Here is a 9,506-nt window from a genome sequence, read left to right as displayed (position 1 = left end):
ATCTCCAGGGCCCGCGTGCGAGACGCGGACCGAGGGCTACCGATCAGCGGCGAGCGGCATCGCGATGCAGGCGGGCCTTGGTCTCCATCTCCTGGCGGGATCGGACGGGGCGCCCCTGCACACCGCAGGAGCAGGTGAAGTTCCAGTTACCGAATCCGGCGTCGTAGACCTCGGTCTCGTGCTTCTTCCGGAACAAGGGCATGAAGGGTTCCTCTCGTGTTGGATGCGGGGCCTGTCTGGCGCCCCTCGCCGCCGGTCCTGTACCGGCGGTGAGGGCTACCGGCGAGCGGTCAGTTGCTGTGTCCTCGGCAGCACTCATCGGTCACGATCTCCATGACCAACTGCTGCTCGCAGGACACCCAGTCGCCCAGGACCACCAGGTAGCAGCCGCACAACGGGCACTCCCAGCGGCCGTCGACGAATTCCAGGAGGCACCTGCAACACGTCGCCGCCTCCACGTCGATCAACTCACCGAGCTTCGCGCTCACCGACGCGCCGCCTTCTTACGGTGGGACTCACGGACCTTCAGCACGTCCTCGGGGGTCGCGTACAGCTGATCGTCGTCGCACGCGAACATCGGACGGATGTGAGGGCCCGGCTTGGTGTCGTACATCGGCCCGTAGCGCAGGCACGCCCCCTCGGCGGACACGGCGCCGTCCATCTTGGCGCCGGTGAACCACTGCTTGTCGTTGAACTCCCAGGGCATCCAGACCTGCTCATCACCCCACGGGTAAGCCGCGGTGTGGATGCTGTAGTAGGTCTTTCCGGGCACAACATCGCGGGCGAACTTCTTCGCGCCGCGCTTGTTCGACTCCCATTCAGTCATGACGGTCTCCTCGAACGTGGTGTGGATGATGACTTCCGTGTGCCGGGTACCGCCCGCCCCATCGCTGGGGCGGGCGAACGGCGGCTTCAGATGCGGCGCTTGAGCTTGGCGATCCGGTCCAAGTTCTCGTCGATGGCCTGCTGCAGGTCCTCCATCTGCCGCCGCGGCAGACGCCCGAGCTTCAGCTCCCGCCGGTACGCGACGATCTCCTCCTGCAGCGTCGCGATCAGCGCCTGATTCGTGACGACGCCACTCGACCCGACGTGGTCTCCAAGACCCATGACTTTCCCCTCAGTTCTGGATGGATGGTGGTGTGGTGCGTCCAGCGCGCCGATGGCGGAGCGCCGGGCAGGTGCTCAGCGGCGAAGGCCGAAGCGCACGATCGCGAGCACGGCGTCAGTGCGGTCGACCACGCGACCGGACTCCATCTCGTTGGCACGGGCCTCCTGGCGCGCCACCTGCTCGTCACGGCCGACAGCCCGGTTCCGGGCAGCGTCCTTGCGCTCGCCGGTCAGGTCGTTCCACATGTCAGTTCTCCTCAGCTGTTGGTGGTGGAGTCACGAGTGGTCGTCGTCACGCCGGTTCTTGGGCTGGACGTCCGAGGCGAAGCGGCCGCCGCGGCGGGCCTCGGCGGGATATGTGCTGATCCACTGCTCAGCGCACGTCTTGTGCACCGGCTCGCCAGCGTGGGAGCGCATCGGCGTGGGCCGTTCACACAGCACACAGGGCAGGTCTTGCCAGTTGTCGAAGTGTCGGCTGTCTCGCCAGTCCAAAAGGTCGCCGGGGGCGGGAATGAAGCCGGGCTCCCACAGCGGCACCTTGCCGCGCTTGCGGTTCACGGCCGCGGGCGCGGCATCTGCTGCAGGACCTCGCCGACCGTGCGGGCATCAACCTTGGCCACGCCGGCGGCCATCAGGCGGCGTCGCCAAGTCGAGCGCCGTGCAACTCATCTACCAGGGACGGAGCGCCCGGGTTGGCCTGGTCGTAGCGGGTGGCCTCGGCGAGCAGGTGCAGCTCCTCGGCCCAGTCGGTGGCGCGCACGTAGCGGGCGATCAGGTCGGAGCGGTACGCCGAGTCGGAGGACGAACGGCGGGTGGTCAGGGCGATGACGGACATAGCAGTGGTCCTCTCGGGGTTAGGCGGTTCGGTCGGTGATGGCACGGAGGACGTCCTGGACGACGTCGGCGGGCAGCAGGCCCTTGTCGATCGCGGCGAGCGTCGCGAACTCCCGGGCAACCCGCTCACGGCCCTTCATCAGGCCGTTGTTGTAGTCAGCGTTCTCCTTCTCGTTGGTGGCGGCTGACTTCCGCAGCAGGTCGGCGGCCTCTTCCAGGTAGCGGGACATAGCAGTGGTCCTCTCGGAAATGTCAGGTGACGGGAAGGCCGGTCAGGCGTTGCGGCGCGCGGGGAGCCACAAACGACGCTTGGGCTCAGGGGCCGGGGGCTCATCGACGGGCTTGTTCAGCGCGGCAGCGATGCGGTCGAGGCTGTCGGCGATGCTGGCGAGGTGAGCGTTCGTCGCCTGCTGCTCCGTAACCAGAGCGAGCAAGGCGTGCGGCACAGCCTTCGCCGGGCCGTCCTGGTCGGACCAGCCATACATGGGGCTCTTACCGTTGACGCCCTTCTCGGCGCGGCGAACGTGGGTCTCGGTCGGGGTTCCGCGCATGACGGTCACTCCCCCGCCGGGCGCGGCTTGGCCCGGCACTTCTCGGCGTGGGACTGCGCCCACTCCCTGGCCCTCTGGACAACCGGCAGGGACGCCTCCGCCGTCTTGCGGTCCACCAAATCGTCGGAGTCCCACTCCGTGTCATCGGTGAACGGCACCTGATACTCGGGCTCCACGCAGCCATGCCCATGGCACCGCGCAGCGGCCCCGAACCGGACCATGCGCTCCTCGGGCTGTACGTAGTCGAGCCGCTTCTTGCTGAAGTTCACGACGACTCGCACCTCGACGGTGGCACCCGCGACAGCGGCGAACTCGCCGACGACCTCACAGCGGGAGTCGTACTCCGTCGCGAATCGCCCACCGAGGCTCCTCCGATGAGAACGAATCACCTCGGCAACAACGTCGAGAACGGCCGGCGCAGACTCGATGTACGGCATGACGGCATAACCTTTCGGCGAGTGGTGCACGAACGGGATGGGTGGTGCGGGAAGGGGCCGTGCCCGGGGACGTGCGGTCAATCCCGGGGCACGGGGACTAGGAACGGCCGGAACGGCGAGCGGCCTCAATCGCCTTACGCAGGGCCTCAGCCTTACGCGCGGCGGCCTCGGACTTACGGATCGACTCGATACGACGACGCGTCTCGTCGTCCGCGCTCACAACGAACCACCAGGAATGCGCTGCGGAAGCGGCGGCAAAGCGGGAGGACTGTCGGCGCGGTCGTGCTGCGGCTCAGGCTCAGCAGCAACCATCACAACCCCCGCAGTGTGGGCTGGACAGCGTGCCGGGCAGCAGACTCATACGCCTCACGAGCCGCGTACTTGTAGAGGAACAGCTGGCTATGCGACGGGTGCCGCGGGTCAGCGGAGATCGCGACGATCCGGGCCGTCAGCCCATCCGCACGCACCTGCTCCGCACGCGCAAGCTCCGGAGCCAGCACCGTCACCACCCCCACACCGGCTGCACGGTCGCTGCAGCGGCCTCGGCGAAGGCGTGGCGCGCCCGACGACGCAACGGCTCGACATAGTCCGCAGAAGCACCACGCTCCAGCAGAGACACCGCCGCGACCACACAACGATCAGCACGAGACTCATCCACCTCGGCCAGACGCGCAGTCGGATCCGTGATCCGGCGCAGAGCCTCACCCACCGACGGGTCAGAGTCACCCGGGAACGGGGAAGGAGCAGTCGACATCTCAGACCACCGCCTCAAGGGAGAGGCATTCCAGCACGGCGTCCTTGGGGATTCGAATTGCTCCTCCGCGCCGCGCGTCGCCTTCGGGGCGCGGCTGGCCATACCGGATGGCGGGCAGTTCGCCGTTGGCGATCCACCGATAGATGGTGGGCTTGGAGACGCGCAGCGTAGCCGCGGCCTCTCCCACAGTGAGCAGCTTTTGAGCCGCAGGCAGCATCGAGCGCTCCAATCCAGGAGGAAGGGGTTGAACCGACTCCTCAACTGTAGGACGTCTCTTGAGAGGCTGCAATCCTCTCGTCCGCTCAAAGCGCTCCCGACTGCCCCGCCGATCCCCCTGACGTGGGCTTATGGTGGAGAGAAATTGATGGATGCCTCAAGAGAAGTCGCGCACTAGAGGAGTCTCGAATGCCAGGAGACGGCTGGACCGGGTCGTCAACGCCGTACATCAAGAGCGGCAAGGGTGACGCCTGGGGCAGAGAAGCAGCTCAGCAGGGGCGATCTGGTACACAGCGGATCCTCGCAGCCGGCGAAGTGAGGGCCCCTGGATCCGTGACGGCCGCACTCGACCTGCCGCAGGGGGAAGCCGTCATCGCGCGAGAGCGACTGATCCTTCTCGACGGGCAGCCTGTCGAGGTAGCGCATTCCTACTGGCCCAAGCGCGTTGCCGCTGGCACTGCACTGGCCGAGACGGGGCGAATCCGCGGCGGTGCGGTAACCCTGCTCGCCGACCTCGGCTACCGACCGGGAACGGTTACGGAGGTCGTGCAGACGCGCCCGGCGATGGAAGCGGAGGCGGATGTGCTGCAACTTGCTGACGCCGGCGAATGGGTGCTCACCCTCACTCGAACCATCACTACGCCGGGCGGAGAGCCCTACGAGGTGTCCGTCATGGTCAACCCCGGCCGCGTTGGGCGGCTTCACTACTCCATGAAGGTCGACTGACATGGCAGATCAGTACGAGGATGCAAGCGTGTGGCCCGTCCAGGACCAGATTGCGGCGTACCTGCGCGACGGCATCCTCAACGGAGACTTCCCGTCCGACGAAAAACTCCCGTCAAGCCGCCAGTTGCACGACAAGTTCGGAGCCGCCGCACAGACGATCAAGAACGCTATGTCGATCCTGGAAAAGGAGGGGCTGGTATACACCCGCCGCGGCGCCGGCGTGTACGCGCGGCAGCATCGGCAACGCACGATGGTGCCCGCGAGCTACAAGAACCCTCCAACTGGCGGCGGTAAGTACCAATGGCTCACCGTCAACGAAGAGAAGGGCGAAGCCCCGAGGTCGGAGCTGCTGACCGTTGAAGAGATCATTCCGCCCGCCGCGGTACGCGAGGCGTTCGGGCTCCCAAGCGATGAGAAGGCGCTGCTCCGGCGGCAAATCATGCACCTGGGCGACCAACCCTGCGAGCTCGTCGAGGTCTACGTCCCCCTCGACCTCGCCCAGGGCACCCCAATCATGGAACGCCGCAAGATCAAGGGAGGGGTGGGACGTGTCCTGCTTGAGGCCGGCTTCCCTCCCCTGCGCTGCGTCGATAGGGTCGCTGCCCGCTGGCCAACTCCGGGGCAGGCGAAGGCTCTTCGCATGCCGACCAAGCTGCCGGTGCTGCGGCAGTTCCGTGTGACGTACAGCGTGGACGACAGGCCCATTGAGGCTTCGATCATGGCGAAGGCGGGTCACCTCTACGAGTTGGAGTACGACTTCTGATCTGGCCCCGACCAGCCCCGGCGCGACGGCGCCGGGGCTTTGTCGTTCGTGAAGCAATCGAGAAGGTTGCCAACTTCTCAACAAACCTCTTACAGTTGCTCGCGAGAGTGGTCGACGCCACACGCATCGCGAGGAGTGGCATGCCCAAATCCGACGAGCGCACCGCGCTCTACCGCCTCTACGACGAAGCCAGCGCACTGCTGTACGTCGGCATCGCACAAGACCCAGCGGCACGCCTTCGGCAGCACCGACTCGATCAGGCTTGGGGATCCGAGATCGCAAGCAACGAGGTGAAGTGGTTCGATACCCGACCGCTCGCCGCAGCAGCGGAGTCCTTCGCCATCCGAACCGAGCAGCCGCGCCACAACGGCCACAGCAGGCCGGAGAGGTCGCGACGGTACAGGCAGATTGCCGACGAACTGCGAGCCGAGATCATGGCGGGCAAGTTGTCGGCGGGGGCACTGCTTCCATCCGAGCACAGCCTTGCAGCGCTATACGCGACGACCCGCGCGACGGTCCGAAAGGGCATCGCCTTGCTTCGAGCTGAGGGGCTCGTCGTCTCGCACCAGGGCCAGGGAGCATTCGTCGCCGATCCGGTAACTCGCAGCGTGCCCGTGTCAGTTACGGATCCGCTGCTCGCTGCCGCAACGCTCACCGAGCACATGACTCGTGAAGCGCTGGCCGCCTTGACGCGGGCGCTCGTCGCGCAGCTCGCCGAGTAGCAAAACGGCCGGACGGTTGCACCCGTCCGGCCAGTTCAACCAGCGAGTCATCACCTCGCTGATCAGTAGTCCGCCTCGTCAAAGATTGGACTCTCCATGACTGTACTGCACGATGTCCCGGTCGTCTCGGCTCCGTCCGCGGTCTCCGAGCCTCCTGTCCAGCATCCGACTCCGTGTCCGTCGTGGTGCAAGGATCGTCGGTGTGTGGTGAACCATCTTTTCGGGCCGTCGGTCACGGCGCATTGGTCGCCGCAGTATCAGTTGGCGAACCCGCGGCCGTTGGCTGACGCCTTCCCGGTGGTGCTGCGGGCGGAGCTGTACCGGTCGGATGAGAACGCGGAGACCGGTGAGACGGTCCTGTACGTGCAGGGTGAGACGGACATCGACTTGTCTGCTGCGGAGGCGGACGTCTTCATTGCGCAGGCGCAGGCGTTCGTGGACACGCTGCGGGTGCTGCGGGCGCAGATGGGCTGATCTGCCCGAGGTCTCACTTGGCCGGGCAGCGCGTGCTGCCCGTGCCGTTCTTCACTCCCGAGGTCGGACCTCGGCTCTTGTTCTCCGGTGGGTTTCTGCCTGCCGGTGATCCTGCGTGGCCATCGGGGAGGGGGTGATTTCCGTGATTCTCCGCAACGACGAGTGCGAGCACGAGTGGGTGTTGTGGTCGGGTGATATGCGCTGCCGTAAGTGCGGGGCAACGGCGTAGCGATACCTGAATGATGGTGGTGGGGTCGAACAGTCGGCCCCACCACCATCGAGGAGGCCGTTTGATGACACCGCGGATCGACTGGGCTGACCTACCTGCCGCTGCCCGTAACGCGGTTGAGGAGTGCAGCGGGACTGTACTGGTGGTGGAACCGATCGCTGATGGTCTCACCTGCGCTATGGCGGCGCGGCTGGTTACGGGCGCTGGGGCGTTCTTCGTGAAGGGTGTGCCGGTCGAGGATGGGCGGGGCTGCGCGGCGCAGCGGTGGGAGCTGGCCGTCAACTCGCAGGTACGTTCGGCGAGTCCGGCGCTGCGCTGGCAGGTTGTGGCCGACGGCTGGGATCTTCTCGTCTTCGATCATGTCGAGGGGGAACATGCAGACTTGTCGCGGCCGTCAGACCGTGAGCTCGTTGCCGGGGTGCTGCGGTCGGTGCAGGGAGTGACCGCCCCCGCAGGGGTTCCGTCGTTCGCGGATCGGTTCGCGGATGTCCTGGACGCCGACCAGCTGTCGCTGTTGTCCGGGGGTTCTCTGCTTCACACCGACACCAACCCTCACAATCTCCTGGTCGGCGAGGAGCGGTGCTGGATTGTCGATTGGGCGATGCCGGCGGCTGGCCCGGCGTGGGTGGATGTGGCGTACACGACTGTGCGGCTGATGGAGGCTGACGTGTCGGCCGGTGAGGCGCTCGATTGGTCGGGGCAGTTCTCGTCGTGGCGTGAGGCGGATCCGGCTGCAGTGGAGGCGTTCGTGACGGGCGTGTGCCGCCAGTGGGAGGCCCGTGTGGGCGTCGCCGGGGCACGCCCGTCGAACGTCCGGTTCGCGGCGCTCCTGGGGGCGACGGTCGCTGCGCGGTGAGTTGAGCGTGCTCAGCCTTGCCCGCTTTCGGGGCATCGTGCACGCCCCTAGTTCACTCCTCGCGCCCCTGCTCAACGCCTCGTTCTTCTGGCAGTCTGTCGCTCTTCTGATCGAGGGGCAGTTCGTAGCGTTGGCGTGTTCGCAGTGTCGGGATCACTCGTAGGTTCTGACGATGCCGTGGCCAGGGTGAGGGGTTTCGTATGACTATGCCCAGTTGGGGCCAGCAGTTTCAGCCAGCAGCACCCGTGTCAGGCTTGTCGGCCCGGAAGAAGGGGTGTCTTGGCTGCGGTGGCGCTCTTGTTCTTGGTGTTGCCACGCTGGCCGTCATCGGCGCCATCGTCGGACCGCCAAAGAAGGCACCGGGCGATGCCAAGGCTCTTACAAGCCCAAGCGCACGGGTCACCGCGTCGCCGCGGCCTACGCCAGCTCCCCACTCGGCGTCGCCCTCGCAACAAAAGCCTAGGGGCAGCGTCAAACCTAAGACGTTGGCTCACGGTGCCCAGCAAGGACTCACCAACTGCATCATCCGGTATGCGGACGCCCCGGACGATCCGGGCGCATCAAAGTACATGGCTCTGGTGCTGGAGGACTCCGGCCGGCCGTATCCACCGGCAGACAGTAACCCCTACAGCGTTCTCTTCCAGCTGACGGTGACTGGCGCCGACGGCAACAGCTACGCCGTTTCAGAAGCGCTCGGCAGCGGGGCGAGGACCGCTGCCGACAACTGGGGAAGCGACTGGTTCGCGACGAAACAGGGCGACGTGGAAGTCAACGCGAACTCCGCTCAAGGGGTAGTGAATTCAACGGTGCCTGTCCCACTTGCCCAGGTGAAGAATGTCCAGGGAGACATCGTGATCACGAACCAGAATGATGACAATTACCTGAAGGAGAAAGACTGCGCGGTACGGCCCTTTTAAAGCGAGCGGCCATGCGTGGGCCTGCCTTGGCGGCGCGTCCGGCCGATCCGGTCGCATGTCCGTCGGAAGTTCAGTGGTCTGCAAACGCCGAGGCTGCCACCTCTGAAGTCGTGGATCGGCAGAACGGCGAGCTTGGGGGTTGCCGCTCTGTGTTCGCTCCGTCGTGCGCGCGGTGTCGTGTTGGGGCCGTGGGAGCACGCCCTCCCTCGCGCGCCCACACCGATGTTCACCTCTCGCGCCTCTGCGCGCGCCGCTGTTCGTGCTCGCGTCGCGCTGACATCGTGGGTGGTGGTGGCTGACGCGTTACGCGGCGTTCGTCTCTTCTGCGGAAGGAAGCCTGCCATGAGCGGTAAACGCCTTCGGATCCTGTCTCTCGCGGTCGCGGCTGTTGCGACCGCCACCGCCTTCGCCATCTCAACGGGGCCTGCCCAGGCTTTGGTGGGGGTCGACTTCGTTGACCTCAACAGCTCCGGCCTGCCGCTGCAAAATGAAGTGGACGGTGATCAGAGTGGCTGCAAGGTGGACAGAGACGCACCCGGCACCGCCTCGCTGGACGTTGATGACGCCACCACCAGGGCCGTTAAGGTGTGGCTGAACAAGAGCAACTGCTCCGGCACGCCGGATGCGGTGATCCCAGCCGGCCAGCTTAGGAATGGACTTAATACCGGCACCCCGATCGGGATGCACTCCTGGTCGCACCGCGCCGCCTGATCTGTGAAGGTATCGGTGCAGTGCTGCTGGCCGGGAGCATCGGCGTCGGCTTCTGGTTGTCGCGGCGGGCGCGGGCTGCGGAGGGTGAACGGGCCCGGTGGGAGCGGTCGTTGGTGTGCAGGGGGTGCACGGCGGTGTTTCCGCGGGAGGATGCGGTGACCGTCTGACCGCTGCGCGTACAGAAAGCCCCGCCCAATCGGGCGGGGCTT

At 66.2% G+C, this 9,506-nt stretch carries 18 protein-coding genes; 7 read left to right on the top strand and 11 right to left on the bottom strand.

All coding sequences use genetic code 11. The annotated features are described in order from the left end of the window. Positions 1–43 precede the first annotated feature (43 nt). The 11 genes from ACRAS8_RS32435 to ACRAS8_RS32385 form a co-directional block, all read right to left on the bottom strand. Positions 44–202, bottom strand: coding sequence for a hypothetical protein (locus ACRAS8_RS32435; RefSeq protein WP_438489551.1), 159 nt, complete (start codon positions 200–202; stop codon positions 44–46). A gap of 88 nt (positions 203–290) precedes the next feature. Beyond that, positions 291–488 (bottom strand): hypothetical protein, encoded by a 198-nt coding sequence (locus ACRAS8_RS32430; RefSeq protein WP_438489550.1) that lies wholly within the window; start codon positions 486–488, stop codon positions 291–293. Beyond that, complete coding sequence (locus ACRAS8_RS32425; protein ID WP_438489549.1) at positions 485–826, bottom strand: hypothetical protein; 342 nt, start codon at positions 824–826, stop codon at positions 485–487. The genes ACRAS8_RS32430 and ACRAS8_RS32425 overlap by 4 nt, the downstream gene beginning before the upstream one ends. 86 nt (positions 827–912) lie before the next feature. Further along, positions 913–1,107: a hypothetical protein gene (locus tag ACRAS8_RS32420; protein WP_438489548.1), complete on the bottom strand. Its 195-nt coding sequence runs from the start codon at positions 1,105–1,107 to the stop codon at positions 913–915. Positions 1,108–1,182: 75 nt separating this feature from the next. Continuing rightward, a complete protein-coding gene (locus ACRAS8_RS32415; RefSeq protein ID WP_438489547.1) occupies positions 1,183–1,353 on the bottom strand; it encodes a hypothetical protein in 171 nt (56 codons plus the stop codon). 30 nt (positions 1,354–1,383) lie between these two features. After that, entirely contained in the window at positions 1,384–1,665 is a 282-nt protein-coding gene (locus ACRAS8_RS32410; RefSeq protein WP_438489546.1) for a hypothetical protein, read from the bottom strand. Positions 1,666–1,738: 73 nt separating this feature from the next. After that, complete coding sequence (locus ACRAS8_RS32405; RefSeq protein WP_438489545.1) at positions 1,739–1,942, bottom strand: hypothetical protein; 204 nt, start codon at positions 1,940–1,942, stop codon at positions 1,739–1,741. 19 nt (positions 1,943–1,961) lie between these two features. Next, positions 1,962–2,171: a hypothetical protein gene (locus tag ACRAS8_RS32400; RefSeq protein ID WP_438489544.1), complete on the bottom strand. Its 210-nt coding sequence runs from the start codon at positions 2,169–2,171 to the stop codon at positions 1,962–1,964. A gap of 42 nt (positions 2,172–2,213) precedes the next feature. Beyond that, a complete protein-coding gene (locus ACRAS8_RS32395; RefSeq protein ID WP_438489543.1) occupies positions 2,214–2,492 on the bottom strand; it encodes a hypothetical protein in 279 nt (92 codons plus the stop codon). Between the two features lie 5 nt (positions 2,493–2,497). Continuing rightward, entirely contained in the window at positions 2,498–2,929 is a 432-nt protein-coding gene (locus tag ACRAS8_RS32390) for a hypothetical protein (protein WP_438489542.1), read from the bottom strand. Positions 2,930–3,684: 755 nt separating this feature from the next. Beyond that, positions 3,685–3,900: a helix-turn-helix domain-containing protein gene (locus ACRAS8_RS32385; RefSeq protein WP_438489541.1), complete on the bottom strand. Its 216-nt coding sequence runs from the start codon at positions 3,898–3,900 to the stop codon at positions 3,685–3,687. A 188-nt stretch (positions 3,901–4,088) separates the two neighbouring features. On the opposite strand from ACRAS8_RS32385, the gene ACRAS8_RS32380 reads away from it, so the two are divergent. The 7 genes from ACRAS8_RS32380 to ACRAS8_RS32350 all read left to right on the top strand — a co-directional run bounded on the left by ACRAS8_RS32380 (position 4,089) and on the right by ACRAS8_RS32350 (position 9,297). Continuing rightward, entirely contained in the window at positions 4,089–4,625 is a 537-nt protein-coding gene (locus tag ACRAS8_RS32380; protein ID WP_438489540.1) for a UTRA domain-containing protein, read from the top strand. Position 4,626: 1 nt separating this feature from the next. Continuing rightward, a complete protein-coding gene (locus tag ACRAS8_RS32375) occupies positions 4,627–5,388 on the top strand; it encodes a GntR family transcriptional regulator (protein WP_438489539.1) in 762 nt (253 codons plus the stop codon). A 140-nt stretch (positions 5,389–5,528) separates the two neighbouring features. Continuing rightward, complete coding sequence (locus tag ACRAS8_RS32370; protein ID WP_438489538.1) at positions 5,529–6,110, top strand: GntR family transcriptional regulator; 582 nt, start codon at positions 5,529–5,531, stop codon at positions 6,108–6,110. Positions 6,111–6,206: 96 nt separating this feature from the next. Further along, positions 6,207–6,584 (top strand): DUF6907 domain-containing protein, encoded by a 378-nt coding sequence (locus ACRAS8_RS32365; protein WP_438489537.1) that lies wholly within the window; start codon positions 6,207–6,209, stop codon positions 6,582–6,584. Between the two features lie 293 nt (positions 6,585–6,877). After that, on the top strand, positions 6,878–7,669 hold the full coding sequence (locus tag ACRAS8_RS32360) for a phosphotransferase (RefSeq protein WP_438489536.1): 792 nt from the start codon (positions 6,878–6,880) through the stop codon (positions 7,667–7,669). Positions 7,670–7,869: 200 nt separating this feature from the next. Then, positions 7,870–8,586: a hypothetical protein gene (locus ACRAS8_RS32355; RefSeq protein WP_438489535.1), complete on the top strand. Its 717-nt coding sequence runs from the start codon at positions 7,870–7,872 to the stop codon at positions 8,584–8,586. A 342-nt stretch (positions 8,587–8,928) separates the two neighbouring features. Then, positions 8,929–9,297: a hypothetical protein gene (locus ACRAS8_RS32350; RefSeq protein ID WP_438489534.1), complete on the top strand. Its 369-nt coding sequence runs from the start codon at positions 8,929–8,931 to the stop codon at positions 9,295–9,297. Positions 9,298–9,506 lie beyond the last annotated feature (209 nt).

Source organism: Streptomyces sp. S186 (genome assembly GCF_051603415.1).
Lineage (GTDB): Bacteria > Actinomycetota > Actinomycetes > Streptomycetales > Streptomycetaceae > Streptomyces.
This window is presented reverse-complemented; position numbering and strand designations above follow the sequence as displayed.

Excerpts from the sequence above, each read along its gene's own strand:
- ACRAS8_RS32355 (WP_438489535.1), top strand. The coding sequence starts at position 7,870 with ATGACTATGCCCAGTTGGGGCCAGCAGTTTCAGCCAGCAGCACCCGTG.
- ACRAS8_RS32405 (WP_438489545.1), bottom strand. The coding sequence starts at position 1,942 with ATGTCCGTCATCGCCCTGACCACCCGCCGTTCGTCCTCCGACTCGGCG.
- ACRAS8_RS32360 (WP_438489536.1), top strand. The coding sequence starts at position 6,878 with ATGACACCGCGGATCGACTGGGCTGACCTACCTGCCGCTGCCCGTAAC.
- ACRAS8_RS32400 (WP_438489544.1), bottom strand. The coding sequence starts at position 2,171 with ATGTCCCGCTACCTGGAAGAGGCCGCCGACCTGCTGCGGAAGTCAGCC.
- ACRAS8_RS32435 (WP_438489551.1), bottom strand. The coding sequence starts at position 202 with ATGCCCTTGTTCCGGAAGAAGCACGAGACCGAGGTCTACGACGCCGGA.
- ACRAS8_RS32390 (WP_438489542.1), bottom strand. The coding sequence starts at position 2,929 with ATGCCGTACATCGAGTCTGCGCCGGCCGTTCTCGACGTTGTTGCCGAG.
- ACRAS8_RS32350 (WP_438489534.1), top strand. The coding sequence starts at position 8,929 with ATGAGCGGTAAACGCCTTCGGATCCTGTCTCTCGCGGTCGCGGCTGTT.
- ACRAS8_RS32420 (WP_438489548.1), bottom strand. The coding sequence starts at position 1,107 with ATGGGTCTTGGAGACCACGTCGGGTCGAGTGGCGTCGTCACGAATCAG.
- ACRAS8_RS32380 (WP_438489540.1), top strand. The coding sequence starts at position 4,089 with ATGCCAGGAGACGGCTGGACCGGGTCGTCAACGCCGTACATCAAGAGC.
- ACRAS8_RS32395 (WP_438489543.1), bottom strand. The coding sequence starts at position 2,492 with ATGCGCGGAACCCCGACCGAGACCCACGTTCGCCGCGCCGAGAAGGGC.
- ACRAS8_RS32375 (WP_438489539.1), top strand. The coding sequence starts at position 4,627 with ATGGCAGATCAGTACGAGGATGCAAGCGTGTGGCCCGTCCAGGACCAG.
- ACRAS8_RS32415 (WP_438489547.1), bottom strand. The coding sequence starts at position 1,353 with ATGTGGAACGACCTGACCGGCGAGCGCAAGGACGCTGCCCGGAACCGG.
- ACRAS8_RS32365 (WP_438489537.1), top strand. The coding sequence starts at position 6,207 with ATGACTGTACTGCACGATGTCCCGGTCGTCTCGGCTCCGTCCGCGGTC.
- ACRAS8_RS32385 (WP_438489541.1), bottom strand. The coding sequence starts at position 3,900 with ATGCTGCCTGCGGCTCAAAAGCTGCTCACTGTGGGAGAGGCCGCGGCT.
- ACRAS8_RS32370 (WP_438489538.1), top strand. The coding sequence starts at position 5,529 with ATGCCCAAATCCGACGAGCGCACCGCGCTCTACCGCCTCTACGACGAA.
- ACRAS8_RS32425 (WP_438489549.1), bottom strand. The coding sequence starts at position 826 with ATGACTGAATGGGAGTCGAACAAGCGCGGCGCGAAGAAGTTCGCCCGC.